This is a genomic window from Streptomyces tubbatahanensis, from assembly GCF_022699385.1.
GTDB lineage: Bacteria > Actinomycetota > Actinomycetes > Streptomycetales > Streptomycetaceae > Streptomyces > Streptomyces diacarni.
Genome location: NZ_CP093846.1, coordinates 1,710,715 through 1,728,666, shown reverse-complemented (window position 1 = coordinate 1,728,666; position 17,952 = coordinate 1,710,715). Strand labels below are relative to the sequence as shown.

Genomic DNA, 17,952 nt, shown 5'->3' with positions numbered 1-17,952 from the left:
CACTCCGGATAGCGTTCCTGACATGACCGAAGCACCCAATCCCCGCACCACAGGGGCCGTCGCCGCCGGCCTCGCCACGGTCGCCGCCGACGGCACCGTACTGGACACCTGGTTCCCGCGCCCCGAGCTCGTCGCCGAGCCCGGACCCGCGGGCAGCGAGCGGCTGAGCGCCGAGCGCGCCGCCGAGCTCCTCGGCGAGAGCGCGCCCCAGGCACTCGGCGAGGACCCCCGCCGCGGCGTCGAGATCGTGGCCGTCCGTACGGTCATCTCCTCGCTGGAGGAGAAGCCGCTGGACGCCCACGACGTCTACCTGCGGCTGCACCTGCTCAGCCACCGCCTGGTACGGCCGCACGGGCTGAGCCTGGACGGCCAGTTCGCGCACCTGGCCAACGTCGCCTGGACGAACATCGGCCCCGTCCCCGTGGAGCGGGTCGAGCAGGTGCGGCTCGCCGCCCGCGCCTCCGGCACCCACCTGGCCGTCACCAGCGTGGACAAGTTCCCGCGCATGACCGACTACGTCGTCCCCAAGGGCGTACGCATCGGCGACGCCGACCGCGTCCGCCTCGGCGCGCACCTGGCCGAGGGCACCACCGTCATGCACGAGGGCTTCTGCAACTTCAACGCGGGCACCCTGGGCACCTCCATGGTGGAGGGCCGCATCAGCGCGGGCGTCGTCCTCGGTGACGGCACCGACCTGGGCGGCGGCGCCTCGATCATGGGCACCCTCTCCGGCGGCGGCAAGCAGATCGTCTCCGTCGGTGAGCGCTGCCTGATCGGCGCCGAGGCCGGGCTCGGCATCGCGCTGGGCGACGACTGCGTCATCGAGGCGGGCCTCTACGTCACCGCGGGCACCCGGGTCACGCTGCCGGACGGCGACGTCGTCAAGGCACTGGAGTTGTCCGGCGCCGACAACCTGCTCTTCCGCCGCAACTCCGTCACCGGCACCGTCGAGGCGCTCCAGCGCAGCGGCTCGTGGGGCGGCCTCAACGAGGCGCTCCACAGTCACAACTGAGCAGCGATCGCGAAGGCCGGGTAACAGTCTCCTGGTGCGCATGCCCGTAGGCCGTAGGCTTGCGGGCATGCGCGATCTTGGGGCCGGGCTGCGGTATCTGGGGCAGGGACAGCGGTGGGTGCTCAGCCGCGGGCGGTGGTTCGGGTTCGGGTTGCTGCCCGCGCTCATCACGCTCGTGCTGTACGCCGCCGTGCTCACCGCGCTCGGCTTCTACGCCGGCGACATCGCCGCCTGGGCCACGCCCTTCGCCGACGACTGGGGCTCGGTGGGGCGGATGCTGACGCGCGGCGCCTTCGCCGTCATGCTGTGGCTCGCGGTACTCATGCTGGCGGTGGTGACGTTCGCCGCCGTCGCCCTGCTGATCGGCGACCCCTTCTACGAGAAGCTGTCGGAGAAGGTCGAGGAGAGCGAGGGCGGGCTGCCGGAGGGCGCCGTCGAGCAGCCTCTGTGGCGCGAGCTGTGGACCTCGCTCACCGACAGTCTCTTCGTGCTCTCGCGCACTCTCGTGTTCACCGTCCCGCTCTTCGCGCTCGGCTTCGTCCCGGTGCTCGGCCAGACCGTCATCCCGGTGCTCGGCTTCTGCGTCTCGGGGTTCTTCCTCGCCCTGGAGCTCACCTCGGTGGCGATGCAGCGCCGGGGCATCCCCGTGCGGGAGCGGCTGCGCATGCTGCGGGGCCGCAAGGCGCTGGCCCTCGGGTTCGGCGTCCCGCTCGCCCTCGCCTTCCTGGTGCCGCTGCTGGCCGTCCCCCTGATGCCGGGCGCCGTCGCCGGCGCGACGCTGCTGGTGCGGGACCTGACGGGTACGGGCAGGGGTACGGACGCAGGGGCGGGCGCGCCGGGGGACCGCGACGGGGCCCAGAGCCCCCAGGGACCGCCCCGGCCCGCCGCACCGCACCTCCAGCAGCCGCCACAGGCCCAGCCGGGCCCCTCCGCTCAGCCGGGCCCGCACACCCAGCCGCCCGGAGCTCCGTACGCCCAGCCGCCCGGCAACCCGTACGCCCAGCCCGGCCCCTACCACCCCCAGCGGCCGCCGCGCTGAGGCGGCGGCCGCACGGGAGCGGCGGCCTTACGGGCTCGGTCGCCGTACAGGTTCAGCGGACGTACGGGGTCAGCGGTCGTACGGGTTCAGCGGCGCCGGATGCGGACCACCGACGGGTCGTGGTCACTGATCTGGTCGGCGAACTCGGCGTTGAGGTGGACGATGTCGTACTCGGGGCGGCCCGCGCCGGGACTGGTGAGCAGGTGGTCCAGCGTCTGGGAGTTGCCGTTGAAGACGTAGCCGTAGCGCTCGTCCGCGGGCAACCGGTTCATGGGGCTGGTGAGGGCGTGGCCTGAGCGCAGGGCGTCCAGTGTGGGCGAGAAGGGGAAGTCGTTGAAGTCGCCGCCCGCGACGACGACGGCCTCGCGGTCGCGTGCTCGGATGTCCCGCACGAACGCGTTCAGCAGCCTGCCCTGTTCGACCCGCTGCGGCTCCGAGTGCCGGGCGGGCGGCTGGAACCTGCCCTCCATCGGCTGGTCGCCCTCCAGATCGCCGCCGCCCTTGGAACTGAAGTGGTTGGCGACCACGAACACCGTGCGGCCCCGGAAGCGGAACTCGCCCGCCAGCGGCTTGCGGCTGGCCTTCCAGGCCGGGTCCTGCGGCGCGATGCGTCCCGGCGAGGCGGACAGTGCGGGCTCGCCGCCCTTGCCGACCACCCGCACGGGCGTCGTCGCGTCCCCGCCGGGGCGGTCGGTGAAGGAGACCCGCTCGGGGTTGTAGAGGAAGGCGACGCGGATGTTGCCGCCGGGCTGGCCGCCGTCCGCCTGGTCGACCGGGTCTATCTGACGCCACTCGTAGGAGGGGCCGCCCGCCTTCTCGACGGCCTCGGTGAGCATCGCCAGGGTCCGGTCCGCGCCGACCGTGCCGTCGTCCTTCGGGCCCGTGTCGTCCTGCACCTCCTCGACGGTGACGATGTCGGGCGAGGAGAGGTTGGTGACCAGCCCGTCGGCGAGGCGCCGGAACTTGGCGGGCTCCGAGGCGGGGGAGAGGTTCTCCACGTTGTAGGTGGCCACCGCCAGCTCGTCGGGCCGCTGCGCGCGCGTGCGCTCGCGCTCCAGATGGTGGTCGCGGTGGGAGCCGAGCGTGGTGGCGCGCAGGGTGTAGCCGCCGAACTGGTCGTAGTCGAGCGGGCCCTCGGTGGTGCCGCGCAGCTCGTCGCCGACGTTCGCCTGGGGGAAGGGGTGTTCCTGAAGCGGCAGGAGGGAGGAGACCTTCACGCGGGCGCCGTTCTGGTCGCCGTACGAGCCGTAGAGGGTGCCGCCCCGCGGTGTCGGGTTCTGGCGCCGGTCGGTGGTCACCCACAGGTCGTGGTAGGGGGAGGTGGGACCGGTGACCCGGGCGTCGCGGACGGCGACGCGCATGCCCTCCAGCGCCTCGTAGCGGTCCAGCGCGTACCGGTCGGGCCGCAGGCGCAGATTCTCGATACTGTCCCCGCCGGCGTCGGGGGCGTAGGCCGCGGGCACCGAGCGCGGGGTGAGCCGGAAGGCGGCCGGCAGCTTCCCGGGGCCCGGGCGCCCCCGCTCGTGAGACTCCTCCCAGGTGGCGTCCGTCAGTTCGGTGACCGACTGGCCGCCCGCCTCCTCGCCGCCCGGGTAGTACTCGCCGACCCGGCCCGCGACACGCAGGCTGTCGCCGACCGAGACGCCGGGGCTCTCCTCGCCGGTGTGGACGAAGAGACCCTCGCTGGTTGCCGGGTTCCGGTCCGGGTGCGGGTCCTGCATCCAGAAGCCGCGTGCGGACCCGAAGTCGCGCACGCCCGTGACGATTCCGGGTACCTCGGCGACCCGCCGGCCCGCCAGCGGGGAGACTCTGGTGGTGCCCTGGATGTCGTGAATGCGGGGTGCAGGGGCCGCGTCATCGCCCGGTACGGCCGCCGAGACCGGAAGCGCGGGGAGCGTGAGCAGCGTGGCGCAGACGGCCGCGACGGTCAGCGTCGCGGTCCTGGCCGACCGCGAGGAGGTGCTGGGGGACCCGTCGGGTCGGCTCGCGGTGGCGGGGGTGCGGGAGGTGGGTCCGGGGGTGGTACGGAACGGCACGGAGGGCCTCCGGGTGCGTGGGGGGCGTACGGGAGTGGACGTACGAGAGCGGTGCGGAACGTACGGGTGTGGTGGGGGGCGACGGCGGATCGGACTTCTCGCGCGGCATTGTCAACGCGCGTAAAGCATGGCGGGCGAACGGCGGTTGTCAAGGTCGTGACAGGTCGGCGAGCGGCCGCCCCACCCCTTCGTTGCGTGCCCGGTGCACGATTCGGGCACGGGTGGACAGAACCCGTTTACGCTGGGTCCTCGCACCGTCCGGCAACCTGTAGGACTCGTAGGAGATGAACCCGCACATGACCGGTGACGACCGTCCCACCCTGCCGCCTGTACGGCTGCCCTCCGATGCCGAACTGGCACGGGACGCACTGGCCGCACCGCTGCTCGCCCGTGCCGTGGAACTCACCCGCTGGGCGCGCCGCGGCGGGCCCGAGGGAGCGGGGGTCCCGGTGGGAGCCGGCGGCGAGCTCCTCTCCGAGCAACTGAAGGAGGCCGCCGCGCACCTGGGGCTCGGCGGCGAGGAGGAGGCACCGGCACTGGCGGCCGACGCCTGGAACTTCGCCGTCGACACCGGACTGCTCGTCATCGAGGAGGACCGGGAGGACCACGAAGACGAGGAGGGCGGGGCGGCCGACGACGGGCAACCGAGCAGCGACGAACCCGTGGGCCTGGCCACGCCCGAGGCCGAACTCGGCGGTCTGACCGGCGACCCCGACGAGGCCATGCCGGCGCCCGCCGACATCCTGGAGCTGTGGCTGGGCGGGCTGGAGACCGTGCTCGCCGACGCCGCGACGCCCAGCTTCGAGGAGCTGCTCGGCGGTATCGAGGGAGCGGTGGGCGAAGACGGCGAGATCAACACCGACGCCATCGACCTCGACGCCATGGACTGGGACCCGGAGGAGGAGGGGGAAGCCCTCGACAGCGCGCTCGGCAACCTCTACCTGCTCACGGCCACCGAACCCGCCGTCGCCGCGGGCTCGATGGTGCCGCTCCCCGTGCTGGCCGCCTCCATGATCGTCCCCGAGGACATGGACGAGCCCACCGACGAGGTTCTCGAAGAAGTCTCCACGGCGATGATGCGGCTCGACGAGCAGTTCCGCATGCTGGAGCCGACAGGCCTGGTCGAGTACCGCCCGGTCGACGAAGCGCTCACCCAGGAGGCGGCCGAGGGCGAAGAGGCCGCGGCCGCCGAGGAGTTGGGCGGCGAGCTCGACGAGGAGGACGTCTCCCGCTACGGGATGGTGCGGCTGACCCCGCTGGGCCTGCACGGCGTACGGGCCCGCATGCGGGAGGCCGGTATGGAGGTGCCCGCCGTCGGCGACCTCGCAGGCGCAGGGGCCGACCGGCTGCTGGCCACCCTGCCCGTCTACACCGAGGACAACGCGCGCAGCGAGATCGAGGGCTGGTTCGCGGCGCGGGACGAGGAGGGGACGCTGAGCGCGGCCCGCGAACTCCTCGCCGCGGCCCGCGGCACCGACGAGGCCGCACCCGTACGCAGGCTCACCTGCCAGCAGGCGCTCTCCCTGGCCGGGCCGGAGGCCGAACCCGCCCTCCGCGAGGTGCTGGAGGACCGGGAGCTGGGCGGCCTGGCCCGGGTCTGGCTCGCCGAGCGGGGAGCGGCGAACGTGCCGCAGCCCGACGAGGACATGGTCTTCTGGCTGACCGTCGACACGATCGCGGCGCAGGTCGCCACCGCGGGTGAGCCGGAGGAGCTCCGCGACCTCGTCCGCGACCTGGTGGACCAGCACGCCGGCTTCTTCGACAAGGCGTGGCGGGTCGAGCACCCGGCGACCGGGGACGTCCTGGAGACGATGGGCAGGGTGCACCCCGACAAGCACGCGGCCAAGGCGGCCAGGAAGGCCGCCTTCAAGGCCCGCTCCCGCTGAATTCCCTCACGGGGTGTGCGTCGGCTCCCCCGGTGGCGCGCCCCGGCGTTGCGGCGCGCCCGCGCCGGGGGAGGGGCGCGGGCGTCCCGCCGTGGTTGGTTGCGGCTTGCGTGCCGTGTGCCGGTGCGTGGTGGCCGGCCGCGCAGTTCCCCGCGCCCCCTCGGGCGCCACACTTCGGGCTCGTCTCATCAGGTGTCTCGGTTCGCGAGACGGGACGCTGCGTGGGCGGCGGCTTCCTTTACCGTTGCACTCATGTTCGGACCAGCGTGCCTGTTGGCGCTCGCGCTCACGCTCTTCGCGGCCACCGCGTGGAGCGTGGACGACGCGCTCTGTCGCCGCACCCGTCGCTGACGGCGCACGCGCAGCCCTCCGTACCCGCGCGGGTCCAGGTCGCGTCTCGTACCGCGAGACGCGCGAGGCGGACGCTCGGGAACGAGACGGCGTCGGCGCAGCCGTCCCTCTCCCCGTCCCGCCCTCGCTCCCTCTCCCCGTACGCGCACGGAGACCCTTGTGACAACCGCTCCTCCCTCCGCCCGGACGACGGCGCTGCTGGCGCCCGCGCCGACCCGGCTGCCCGCGCCTGAAGCTCCCGCCGCGCCGGCCGTGCGGCGGCTGCCGCTCGTCATCGCACTGCTGCTCGGCCTGGGGCTGACCGGCTACGTGTGGGCCGCGCACGGCACCAAGCCGGGCGTCCTGCTGCTCCTCGGCCTCGGCCTCGGCGTCGGCCTCTTCCACTCCCGCTTCGGCTTCACCTCGGCCTGGCGGCAGCTGATCGCCGTCGGCAACGGCACGGGCCTGCGGGCCCACGCCCTCCTGCTCGGAACGACCGCCACCCTGTTCGCGCTGATCATCGGCACCGGAACGGGTCTGTTCGGAGCGGCTCCCGCCCCCAGCGCGGGACCGATCGGCGTGGGCCTGCTGCTGGGCGCCTTCCTCTTCGCCGTCGGCATGCAGCTCGGCGGCGCGTGCGCCTCCGGCACGCTCTTCGCCGTCGGGTCGGGGCAGAGCACCATCGTGCTGACGCTGGGCGGCTTCGTTCTCGGCTCGACGCTCGCCGCCTGGCAGTACGGGCTGTGGAGCGACCTGCCCGCCGTCGACCCGGTGCTCTTCTCCGACCACCTCGGCTGGGCGGGCTCCCTGGCGGTGACGCTGGTGCTGCTGGCGCTCGTGGTGCTGGTCTCGCGCCGGGTGCAGGCCCGCCGCAACCCGCCGCCCGTGGGCGTGCCGCCGTCCGCGCGCGGTGGTCTGCTCCGCGTCGTGCGCGGCTCCTGGCCGCTGGCTGCCGGAGCGCTGGTCCTCGCAGTGCTGGGCGCGGCCGTGCTGCTGGTCTCCGGTGGCGCGTGGGGTGTGACCAGCGCGTTCGCCCTGTGGGGGTCCAAGATCGTGGGGGCGCTCGGCGGCTCGCCCGAGAGCTGGGCGTACTGGCGGCAGCCCGGCAACGCCGAGGCCCTGGCAGGGCCGGTGCTCGCCGACAAGACCAGCCTCACCGACATCGGCATCATGATCGGCGCCGCCGTGGCCGCGGCCGCGGGCGGCGTGTGGACCTGGCACAGGGGCGTCGCGTGGCGCACGGCCTCAGCCGCGGTCCTCGGCGGTGTCCTGATGGGCGTCGGCGCACGCATGGCGGGCGGCTGCAACATCGGCGCGTACCTCGCCGGGATCGCGTCGGGTAGCCTGCACGGTTGGCTCTGGGGTGCCGCCGCGCTGGTCGGCACCTGGGTGGGGCTGCGGTTGCGCCCGTACGTCGCACTCGCCAATCCGAAGCCCGGCGACGGCGTGTGCTGAGCGGCTCGCCGCCGTCCGCTCCGGCCCCCTTGTGACGGGGTCCCGCGCGCACACGTGTCCGCACGCCCCCGCAGAAGTGCGGGGGCGCGTGTGTGTATGCGGCGAGTCCGGCAACCCGGTTCCGTGATCCGCTACGGCCTTTCCGTACGATCGAGCAGATCCCGCCTATTCGGCCATACGGAACAAAGGGTGTGAATGCCGACGTGACAGAGAGCCCCAAGCGACAACCGGGGGGCAAAGCGGCGGCGGCTCGGCAGGTACCGCACGCGGTCGCCGAGCTGCCCCGCCAGGTGCGCGACGAGCTGGTGCGCAGACTGCGCCGTAAGGGCCGACCCTTCACCAAGGACGACGTGCAGGTCGTCGAGGAGCCGATGCTCAAACGGGCGGTGACGGCCTCCGCGCTCGGCAACTGCATGGAGTGGTTCGACTTCGGCGTCTACAGCTACCTGGCCGCCACGATCGGCAAGGTCTTCTACCCGGGGGCCTCCGACTCGGCGCAGCTGCTCGCCTCGTTCGCCACCTTCGCCGCGGCCTTCGTCGTCCGCCCGCTCGGCGGGCTCTTCTTCGGGCCGCTCGGCGACAAGCTGGGCCGCCAGAAGGTGCTGGCCGCGACCATGATCCTGATGGCGTTCGGCACCTTCCTGATCGGGTTCATCCCCAGCTACGCCACCATCGGGATCGCCGCGCCGATCCTGCTGCTGGTCGCCCGCATGCTGCAGGGCTTCTCGACGGGCGGCGAGTACGGCGGCGCGACGACCTTCATCGCCGAGTTCTCGCCCGACCGACGACGCGGCTTCCTCGGCAGCTTCCTCGACTTCGGGACGTTCATCGGCTACGCGCTCGGCTCGGTCCTGGTCACCGGGCTCAACTTCGGGCTCAGCGACGCGCAGATGCTCTCCTGGGGCTGGCGCATCCCGTTCCTGATCGCGGGGCCGCTGGGGCTGATCGGTCTCTACATGCGGCTCAAGCTGGAGGAGTCCCCCGCCTTCCAGCAGCAACTGGACGAGCACGACCAGAAGGTCGCCGCCCAGGAGACCAACCGGCACGAGTTCCGCACCATCCTGCGCAGGCACTGGGAGCCGCTGCTGATCTGCGTCGGTCTGGTGCTGCTCTACAACGTGACCAACTACATGGTCACCGGCTACCTGCCGACGTACCAGACGGAAGTGCTGGGGCGCTCGGGGACCACCTCCGACGTGCTCGTGCTGGTCGGCATGGTGTGGGTGGTGGTGCTGATCACCTTCGTCGGACGGCTGAGCGACCGCGTCGGCCGCCGCCCGGTCTACCGGTGGGCGGCGATCGGCCAGATCGTGCTGGCCGTCCCCGCGTTCCTGCTGATCCGCTCGGGCGGCTGGCTGCTGCCCGCGCTCGGCGTGCTCATCCTGGCGACACTGCTCGCCGGGTTCGCGGCCCCCTCGGCCGCCACGCTGCCCGCGCTCTTCCCCACGAGCGTGCGCTACGCCGCCATGGGCATCGGGTTCAACTTCTCCGTCGCCGCCTTCGGCGGAACGACACCGCTGTTCACCGAGAGCCTGGTCAGCGCCACGGACAACAACCTGATCCCCGGCCTCTATCTGATCGTGAGCGGACTGATCGGACTGCTCGCCGTCCGCTTCATGCCGGAGAGCGCCGGGGTGCCGCTGCACGGCTCGCAGCCCATGGTCAGCAACGAGGAGGAGGCCGCAGAGCTGATCTCCACCAGCCAGCAGTTGCAGACGCTCAGTCGGCGGCGCTAGACCGCCCGCCGCCGCTGCTCCGCGCCCCACGCCCCCGGTCCCGCAGCGCCGTCACCAGCACGGCCAGGGTGCCGAGGGCGATGGGCAGCAGCGTGAGGACGAGCGTGAAGGTGGAGGAGTCCTGGGCCTCCTGCTGCGGTGTGGTGCTCCACATCACCCGGCACGTCGCCAACATCCCCAGCCCCACGCAGAAGGCGAGGAAGAGCTGGGCCCTGGCGACCTGCCGGGCGCCCTCGGCCGTGCTCGGCCGGTTGACGAGACCGACGGTGCGCCTGTGCGGCGGCAGCGCGGACTCCGGCGTGATGCGCACGGTCAGCAGCGTCGTCGCGGACATCACCACGAGCACGCCGAGCTGTACGAACACGGGCACGAAAGCACTGCCGACCGACTTGTCCGCGTACGCGTCGACGCCGTCGCTGCCGAAGTGCTGCGGCACCCTCGCGGGCAGATCCGGGTAGACCAGCACGCCCCACACCGCGAGCACGGCCAGCACCAGCACGCCCGGTACCAGCCACAACCACGGGAACCGCGCTTCCGCCTCCGGGTTCTCCCCCTGCCGCACCATGCTGCCCCTCCCCACACACCGCCCTCGCGGGTCCCGTGTCCCGCCCTCGCGGTGATCACTCCGGCTCGCGGCCCCAGACCAGGTGGTTGCCGCCCTGCCACTCGATGATCGCATCGTCGTACAGATCGACAGTAGCGACATCGAGCCCGGTACGGCGCAGATATTCGATCAGGTCGGTCAGCCCGTAGGCGGTGCCCAGCGTCTCGCCGCGCGCACTCACCTGGCGGCCGCCGGCGGGGGAGGGCGGATGGACGACGATGACCGCACTCATACCCTCCAGGTTGCGCCCGCGCCTCCTCTCACGCACCTCGGCCCGGCGGGGCCGGGGCGGTACCTTGCGCCCATGGCTGGTGTTCACCCCGTGGTGCACGGGTTCTGGGAAGCCGACGGCGCGAAGAAGACGTTCACGCACGCCCTCGACCCCGGCCTGCTGGCCGCCCACATCCCCCGCGATTGGCGCGTGATCGACTACGGCTGCGGCTACGGGCGGCTGACGGCCCACCTGACCGAGCTGGGATACCCGCACGTGAGCGGCGTCGACCCCTCCCGCGCCATGATCGAGCGCGGCCTGCGGGAGCGCCCGGGCCTAGCCCTGCGCCACCAGCCCGGGCTGCCGCTGCCGGAGGCGGACGGCTCCTTCGACGCCGCGCTGCTGTTCGCGGTCCTCAACTGCGTGCCGGACGACCGGTCCCAGCGCGAGGTCGTGGCCGAGCTGGCCCGCGTGGTGCGTCCCGGCGGCACGCTGTACGTGAGCGAGGTGCCCCTCCAGCGCGACGCGCGCAACGTCGCCCGCTACGAGCAGCACAGCACGTCAGCCCCGCACGCCCCCTACGGCACCTTCACCACACCCGAGGGAGGCCTCTTCCGGCACCACACCCCCGCACACCTGCGCGCCCTTCTGACGGACAGCGGCTTCACACCCGTCGAGGAGCGCACCGGCACGGCCCCGACCCTGGGCGGCCACCAGGCCACGCGACTGCAACTGGTCGCACGGCGGAGCTAGCTGTGCCCACTCATGAGATGGGTGCCAAGGCCTCGTTCTTTCCAAGCAGTGTCATGATCATCGGCATCGCTCAGCGGGAGCGCACCGGAGGCCCGATCGCGGATGTCGCGGCCACATACACGTTCGTCCAGTACGGGCATGAACGCCGCCGCCCTCCAGGTAACCGATCCTGGCGAGCACGACGCGGTCGGGGTGTGCGCGGTCAGCCTGCCGACGGCTCCGAGGTGCCATGGGTCGGGGACGGCGCGGCATGTCACTGGAACGGCGAGCGGCTGGAACGGCTGACCACTGACGCGCCCCTGGCCGCATACCTCTCCCGCGCCGCTTGCAAGTACGTAACTGTCCGCGCACTTGCCGACCACGTCGGCATCACACTGGGCCGCGCCGTCCCGGCCACCGTCCGCCACGTCTCCATCCCCGCCGGCGGGTCTGTGCTCCGCACGACCGACGGCGTACATGACCAGACGCCGCCCGGACAGATCGAGTCCCCAGCCCACAGGCACGGCCAAGACCCGCAGACCCTGGCCGACGCACTCGTGGCTGCCGCTCGCCCGGACACAGACGGCTACCGCGACGACGCGAGCGCCATGTCCATCCCTGCGCGCGCGGATGGCCCCTCCTCTCCTCCGGCACGCCCAAGGCGCGGCAGTACGCACTACCTGAAGGGCCGACCACCGAATCCCGGCGACCAACCGTGACCGAGGACTGCGGAAGGCCCACCGCGCTGCCCTCTCGGACCATCTCCACGCGGGCGAGTCATTCGAAGAAGCTGGGGCGGCGTCGCTCCCTGCAGCCCTCGGGGTAGGTGGCTTACCGGTGACGCCAATAGGTATGGACTTGCTCGACATCGGCTTCGAGGACATCGCGCAGGTCTTCGTCGTCAGCAGGAGCGTCAAGGCCCAGCCGGTGGCTGATAGTGCGGTACGCAGCGGTCAGCTCCGGGTCGCCAACGGCGACCAGGCAGGACAGGAGGGTCTGGTCGGGGGGTGTGGTCTGGTCGACGAGAGTCAGAAGCTGGATGCGGTCCTCCAGCTGCATGCGTGGCAGCGCTGAGCCCAGCTGCCGCTCCAGACGGTCCCAGCTGGTGGTGGTCTGCTCGCGTGCGGTCTTCTTGAGTGCTCCGCGGACTGCGGCGGCTGCCCTCTCCAGCACATCCGGTGGCAGCCGTGGGCGGGACGGCTGGTTTGTGCGGGGCGAGCGCGGGGTGCGGGGCGAGCGCGGGGTGCGCAGCTCGTTGATCCGACGCCTGGCCTCGCGCCGTTCTGCGTTCGAGAGCCAGTCACCGGCGACTTGGACGGCTGTGGCCAGTTCGCCCAGCAGTCTCCGCTGCTCGCCAACCGAGACGCCCGGGCGGCGAAGAAGCGGCAAAAGTATACGGGCGTCGGTCACAGCGGCGCGGCGTGCCTGCCGCTCGTCGCGGCTGCGGTTCAGCTTCTTGGCGGGCATCTTGGGCTTCGACGCTACGGCGGGGCGTTCGGTCTTCCTGCTGGGTTGACCGGCCCTGGGGCTGGTTGGGGAGTGCAGGAGTCGGCGATCGCGCGCGGCCCGGTCGGCGTTGGGGTGCAGAAGGCGGTTCTGGTCGCGGAGGAAGGTACGGGCCCTGGCCAGGACGCCTTGTTCATGAGCGCTCGCGCCGTGGCGGGTGAGGGCAGCCGCCTGCTGAATCTGAGCGCGCACCTCGAAAGCCCGCTTCTGACTGACTGCCTTGTCGAGTTCCGCGAAGACACGCTGTTGGTAGTCCTCGTGGCCGGCCAGCCATGTCCGCGCCGCTTCCAGGGCGCGCTCGGCTTCGGCGCGGGCTGGAGGATCCAGACTGTCGAGAAAGGGACCGCTGCCGGTGCACAGCTGTCGCACGTGCTCGACAGACCCGGAGCGCTGCTCTTTTTCGAGGATGCGGACGAACCGTAAGACGTGTAGGGGCACGCTCCAGGCGTCGCCTTCGCCTGGTGCCGCTATGCGCTCCAGCGGGGTCGAGCGTTCCCGCAGCAGTTGGGTGGCCGCTGGAGTGAGAAGCCCGTCGTCTGTCCAGGTGCAGTCGTTGAGGGGTACCCAGTCGATGGGACGGGTTCGGCTTTGTGTGCCGATCCACACGGTGCGGCCGGCGCCCTCACTCTCGCACCGTACTCGGTACACGTATGGGCAGCGGGTGAAGATGCCAGGCTCCGGTACCACGTCGGGGCCCAGGACAAGCGTGTGACCGCCCGCCCAGTCGGGCGTCACAGAATCGTCCATATGGACCCGCAGACGGTTCCCGTCCTCGAGGTCCACCTCCAGCAGCGAGCCGATTGGCGGCGGGAAGGTGAACCGTCCGGGGCGGCCATGCTTCAGGAGGGACTGGGACATCGCGGACTTCACGTACAGGTGGTCGGCACTGGATTCGCCGACCCGGGGCCGGCGGCAGGTGTGCGGGGCCCCGCTGGGCTGCGGGTAGTGCTGAAAGTGGCACTGCCTGTCGATGTACAGCTTGTGCGCGAGCTGGGCGCCGCAGCCGCCCAGCAGCAGCCCGCACCAGAAGGAGTCATGGGCGTGCAAGCTGCGGAAGGCATCCAGCCCGATCGCCTCAGTTGGTAGCACAACGGGAACGTCCGAGTGCTCGTCACCGATTACAGCAGTCTGTACAAGCCGTGTATCGCGTGCCATGCAACCCCCCACCCTGAGCCCACGATCGGCCACCACGCATTCAGGTACCGCGGGTAGAGCCGGTGCTTCGCAGCTGTGGCCGACTCCAGCTTCCACGGCACACCCATGACGCCGCCCCTTTATCGGCATCTGCGTGATTGTCCGATGACATGCAGTGATAGAGGAAGAGGGCCTGGACAGCCTCACTTCCCGCCCGAGCCGCCGGTGTGCGGCGGGTCAGGCGGCGCTCCAGTCGTGTGTGCGGCCACCACGCCACTCGCTCTCGTCCGGACCGTCCAGCACGCTGTCGGGATCGCTGATCCCCGCGGCTTCCTGGAAGACCACCAGGTGTGGTCGCTGTGGGCGGCGCCCAGGATCTCGTCCGTGCCCTGTGCGTGCACGGTGACCCTCCGGCCGCCCGAGCCGGAGAGCCGGTGGACGACGATCGGAGCACGAGCCACGCTGCACAGCGTGCCTGGGGCCTCGGACGAGCGGACTGTTTTGGGCGGTCATCGAACTGGTGAGAAGGCGTGGCGCAGGCGCCGTCCCGGGTGACATGCCTTTTCCCCGAGCGGGAGGTAGTGCGGGCGGGGTGACGTGTGTACGGCCGCAGCCCCTTCTTGTGTCGATAGTTGTATGGCTCATATGGTGCGGTGATGGGTCTGTTGGGTCTGCTGCGTGTGCCGGGGTTCCGGGAAGAGGTGAAGCATCCCGCCGAGGGGGTGCAACCGCGTTCCGTGGACGAGGTGAAGACTGCCCTGCTCGGTCTCAACGGGCCGGACCTTCCCTGGGCCGTGCGCGATGGCAGCCCCGAGGGCGCCGACCTGGTGGCGGAGTGGCGCGTCGCGGAGCCGGCCTTCCAGCACTTCTTCAGCCTGAGCCAGTTGTCCCGCACCCGGACGATTCGGATGCGTTTCTTCCCTGAAGAGCGCGAGGTCCGGGCGATCGAGGAGCAGTGGGAGGTCACCTGGTACGGGGACCCGCCGCGCATGAAGATCGGGCACCAGGCGAGCCGGGGGCCCGGAAGGACGTGGTCCAAGAAGTGGACCGTCGAGAAAGGCCCCGATGGCCGTCGCCAGTTGCAGGAATCGTTCAGCTTCGACAGCGCGGAGATGAAACGCCCCGTACGAAGCGCCATCCTTGAGCAGGGGTGGGCCTGGCGGAGCCTGTTGTCGGAGGATTTCTGACCAGGAGTGGCGCGTTCTGGCGTCTGCCAGAAACTGTTTTTCACCCCGGGGGGGCATGTCTTCGAGTAAGGATTCGCCGCACGTCCAGCTGAATCGGCTGGATGGCGGGGGCCGTGTGCCCGGCGCCGGCAACTCCGCGGATCTGGCGTCCTCGCACACGGCCAAGCAGAAGGCGGCCGGCTATCTGGAGAACAAGCTGGGGCCCGACACGAAGACGGCCGCCGCTCATGCAGATCTCGACACATCGGGCGTCATCGGCGCCTCGCCGGGACCAGGTGGGCCGGTGAGCCCATCGGTCCAGACCGCTCCTGCGGGCAGCTCCTCCATCACCGGCGGTCCTTTCCAGGGCTGGGCACTGCGCACGGGGCTGTCGAGCGCGCACGCAGCGTGGGAGCAGCAGGCGAAGAACCTGCTCAACCGGCTTGTCTCGGAGCGGGACGCGCTGCGCGGAGCGAACACGGCGATTCACGGAAATGACGGTGACTTCGGGAAAAACGTTCGGTCCGCGGTGCCCACGTCGCCTCTGTCCAGCAAGTTGAACGACTACTGAGCGGGGAGCAGGAGCGGAGGCATCGTGACACTGACGTACTACGACATCATGGACACGAGCCTGGCCGGCCTGGCTGACGCCTCACGGGCCTGGAAGAAGATGGGCGACAAGTTCGGCGAGCTCCAGGGCCAATACAACGATCATGTGCGAGGTCTGTCGGACGGACTCTGGCAGGGCGCGGCTTACGAAGTCTACGGAAAGGCGTCCAATAACACCCATCGCGAATTCGGCGCGGCGAAGGCCGAGGCGCACGCCATAGCCACGATCCTCGATGACGCGCATGTGAAGCTGACCGAGGCGAAGAAGGCGCTGTCGACCTACGTCGATGACTTGCGCGACAAGGGCTATACCGTGAGCTCCCACGGGAAGGTCTCGTACGAGCCCAGCTCGGAGGAGAAGCGGGGACTGGTGCAGTCCGGCAGTTGGCAGGCCGTCATGGACCGGGTTGAGACGGTCAACGCCCGGATCAAGAAGACCGTCAAGAACATCAACGAGTTCGATACAGGAGTCCAGGTCGCCCTGGAGGCGGCTGCCACGGAGAAGAAGGACAGGGGAGCACCTGGCGGATTCAACGCGGATGCCAAAGACGTCGTCCCGAGGCCTGCAGGGGAGCGGGGTGAAAAGGGGGGCAAGAAGTCCGGCGGCTCCGACGGGTGGGAGGCCGATGGCAGCTTCAAGGCGAATGGCCCCGACAAAGGCGGCTCAAAATCCGGAGTCGGTTACGGCATGCAGGGCATGGGCAAGGGCTACATGGACCTGGCACACGTGACCGCAGAAGGATCCGTAAGCAAGGGCGATGTCAAGCTCTCCGGGATCGCCGATGTCTACGGAGGCGTCCGCGGGAGCGGCAGCTACGGGGCTACGGAACAGGGAGTGTGGGGGGAAGCCGAGGCCTCGGCAGGAGCGCGGGGAATGGTCGAGGGACGCATGGAGTCGGGCCATTTGGGCGCCTACGCGCGCGGGAGTCAATTCAGCGGCGCTGAGGTCGGCGTCAACGGCGCCGTCGGACGGGACAAGACCGGAGCCGGCTTCAAAGCATTCGCCGGCGAGAAACAGACCGCAGCGATCGGTGCGGAGGCAGGCGGAATCGGAATCGGCGGCAAGATCGAATCCTGGGAAGGTGAAGGCATCGAGGGGTTCTTGGGCTGGGAAAAGGACGAGCACGGAAAATGGCACATCGGAGCCAGGGCCGGCGCCACGCCCGTCGTGCCCGTCGGCGGCGCCGCAGGCCTGGAGATCACCGTTGACCCAGACAAGGTGGCCGACACCGCGAAAGACGTGGGTGACTCGATATCCAGCGGGTACAGCAAGCTCAAGAGCGTCTTCTGACACATTTCACAGCGTCGTCGTGCCAGAAACAGGGAGGTGTAGGGATGCCTGCGATGCTGCCGGTCCCGATCGAGTTCCAGCTTCCGGAAGGCTGGGATGCCGCGGACCCCGACAAGGCCGATGCACCCGGCGTGGCCTTCGCTGCCCTGCACCCGGAACGCGATAATGGGTTCGCAGCCAACATCACTATCGATGGCGAATACCGCCCGGACGCGGCAACGCTGTCCCAGATCGCCGAGGAGTCGGTCCAGCGGATGCATGAACTGGCCCACGAGGTGCAGGTGGTCGACCGCGCAGAAGTCGGCTCTTCTGCGGCCCCGGCCCTCACCCAGAGCATGAGCTTCTCGGCCGTGTCGGAAGGCGCGCGCCGCCACCTCGTTCAGTCACAGGTCTACCTGGCTATGCTCGACGACACCGACCCGTGCCGACGTGCGGTCATCCGCTTGGTCCTGACCGCCACCCCGGCCCAGATCGATTCCGTCATCGACGATTTCTCGGAGCTCGTCGGCACCGTCCGTCCCGACACAGACGCCACAAGCTGACGAGGCGCCACATCGCACCCGTGGCCGCGCCCTACGTGCCACCGCCCCCTCTTTTCGTGTCGGCAGTGGCGTCCAGGTAGTGGTCTCTACTTGGGTTCCTGGTCGACCTTGATGTCGAAGTGGGCCTCGTCTTCACTCAGCAGCCTGTCGATCGTGACCGTGACCCCGAAACGCAACCCGTCATCAGTGGAGAGTGTGCACCTGGTGTGGGCCCCCTTCTTCGCCTCCAACTCGTCTGGACAGTCGACATCCTTCGGGGACTGGCCAACCTTCTCGGTCAAGCCTCGATCCACCTGCTTTTCCAACTCCTCGGTGGTCACCGCATCGTTGGGTGCTCCGGCCTCGACGCTGCAGGCGCTGAGAGCGAGGACGCTGACGACCACCGGCACCGTTGTTCGAACGAGACCACGCATTGAGTTACCTCCGGACGACATGAGCGCGTCAGGTTAACAGGGCAGCCAGACCTCCGGCGAAGGAGAACAAAGCCGTAAGCCACATATCCAGCGGGGCAGACGCGTCTCCCGCCTGCGCCTAGCGCGGACAGTCCGCACAGGTCACTGATGGCCTCCGGGACCCCACCCGCGGCGATCTCAGACAGGTCCCTGTCACTGGCCTCCGGCCGGGATGGAGCTGGGCCAGGTCATGGACGGTGCGTAGGTAGCG

At 70.5% G+C, this 17,952-nt stretch carries 15 protein-coding genes; 10 read left to right on the top strand and 5 right to left on the bottom strand.

Features of this window, described 5'->3' with window-relative positions; translation table 11 throughout:
• The first annotated feature begins 22 nt into the window (after nt 1-22).
• The gene (dapD, locus tag MMF93_RS07475) at nt 23-1,012 is read left to right on the top strand and encodes a 2,3,4,5-tetrahydropyridine-2,6-dicarboxylate N-succinyltransferase (protein ID WP_242750294.1); all 990 of its coding nucleotides are present in this window, start codon (nt 23-25) and stop codon (nt 1,010-1,012) included.
• A gap of 67 nt (nt 1,013-1,079) precedes the next feature.
• Complete coding sequence (locus MMF93_RS07470; protein ID WP_242750292.1) at nt 1,080-2,051, top strand: EI24 domain-containing protein; 972 nt, start codon at nt 1,080-1,082, stop codon at nt 2,049-2,051.
• 86 nt (nt 2,052-2,137) lie between these two features.
• Here MMF93_RS07470 and MMF93_RS07465 read toward each other — a convergent pair whose 3' ends face one another.
• Nucleotides 2,138-3,982, bottom strand: a complete 1,845-nt coding sequence (locus MMF93_RS07465) for an endonuclease/exonuclease/phosphatase family protein (RefSeq protein WP_242757342.1) — start codon at nt 3,980-3,982, stop codon at nt 2,138-2,140.
• A gap of 401 nt (nt 3,983-4,383) precedes the next feature.
• Here MMF93_RS07465 and MMF93_RS07460 point away from each other — a divergent pair, with 401 nt between their 5' ends.
• From MMF93_RS07460 to MMF93_RS07450, 3 genes are all read left to right on the top strand, one after another.
• Nucleotides 4,384-5,973, top strand: coding sequence for a hypothetical protein (locus MMF93_RS07460; RefSeq protein ID WP_242750291.1), 1,590 nt, complete (start codon nt 4,384-4,386; stop codon nt 5,971-5,973).
• Nucleotides 5,974-6,483: 510 nt separating this feature from the next.
• A complete protein-coding gene (locus MMF93_RS07455) occupies nt 6,484-7,758 on the top strand; it encodes a YeeE/YedE family protein (RefSeq protein WP_242750289.1) in 1,275 nt (424 codons plus the stop codon).
• 203 nt (nt 7,759-7,961) lie between these two features.
• Entirely contained in the window at nt 7,962-9,494 is a 1,533-nt protein-coding gene (locus tag MMF93_RS07450; protein ID WP_242750287.1) for an MFS transporter, read from the top strand.
• Here MMF93_RS07450 and MMF93_RS07445 read toward each other — a convergent pair.
• Complete coding sequence (locus MMF93_RS07445) at nt 9,478-10,059, bottom strand: DUF1648 domain-containing protein (protein WP_242750285.1); 582 nt, start codon at nt 10,057-10,059, stop codon at nt 9,478-9,480. The genes MMF93_RS07450 and MMF93_RS07445 overlap by 17 nt on opposite strands.
• Nucleotides 10,060-10,114: 55 nt before the next feature.
• The gene (locus MMF93_RS07440; protein ID WP_114020931.1) at nt 10,115-10,330 is read right to left on the bottom strand and encodes a hypothetical protein; all 216 of its coding nucleotides are present in this window, start codon (nt 10,328-10,330) and stop codon (nt 10,115-10,117) included.
• A 72-nt stretch (nt 10,331-10,402) separates the two neighbouring features.
• On the opposite strand from MMF93_RS07440, the gene MMF93_RS07435 reads away from it, so the two are divergent.
• Complete coding sequence (locus MMF93_RS07435; RefSeq protein ID WP_242750283.1) at nt 10,403-11,062, top strand: class I SAM-dependent methyltransferase; 660 nt, start codon at nt 10,403-10,405, stop codon at nt 11,060-11,062.
• An 810-nt stretch (nt 11,063-11,872) separates the two neighbouring features.
• Here MMF93_RS07435 and MMF93_RS07430 read toward each other — a convergent pair.
• A complete protein-coding gene (locus MMF93_RS07430; protein WP_242750281.1) occupies nt 11,873-13,636 on the bottom strand; it encodes a hypothetical protein in 1,764 nt (587 codons plus the stop codon).
• Nucleotides 13,637-14,337: 701 nt separating this feature from the next.
• Between MMF93_RS07430 and MMF93_RS07420 the strand changes: the two genes are divergently transcribed.
• The 4 genes from MMF93_RS07420 (at nt 14,338) to MMF93_RS07405 (ending at nt 17,289) form a co-directional block, all read left to right on the top strand.
• Nucleotides 14,338-14,868: a hypothetical protein gene (locus MMF93_RS07420; protein ID WP_242750279.1), complete on the top strand. Its 531-nt coding sequence runs from the start codon at nt 14,338-14,340 to the stop codon at nt 14,866-14,868.
• A gap of 115 nt (nt 14,869-14,983) precedes the next feature.
• Complete coding sequence (locus MMF93_RS07415) at nt 14,984-15,418, top strand: hypothetical protein (RefSeq protein ID WP_242750277.1); 435 nt, start codon at nt 14,984-14,986, stop codon at nt 15,416-15,418.
• A gap of 24 nt (nt 15,419-15,442) precedes the next feature.
• The gene (locus MMF93_RS07410; RefSeq protein WP_242750275.1) at nt 15,443-16,747 is read left to right on the top strand and encodes a hypothetical protein; all 1,305 of its coding nucleotides are present in this window, start codon (nt 15,443-15,445) and stop codon (nt 16,745-16,747) included.
• A gap of 44 nt (nt 16,748-16,791) precedes the next feature.
• A complete protein-coding gene (locus MMF93_RS07405) occupies nt 16,792-17,289 on the top strand; it encodes a hypothetical protein (protein WP_242750273.1) in 498 nt (165 codons plus the stop codon).
• A gap of 86 nt (nt 17,290-17,375) precedes the next feature.
• Here the strand turns inward: MMF93_RS07405 and MMF93_RS07400 are convergent, their stop codons facing one another.
• Entirely contained in the window at nt 17,376-17,702 is a 327-nt protein-coding gene (locus MMF93_RS07400; protein ID WP_242750271.1) for a DUF4333 domain-containing protein, read from the bottom strand.
• Nucleotides 17,703-17,952: the final 250 nt, after the last annotated feature.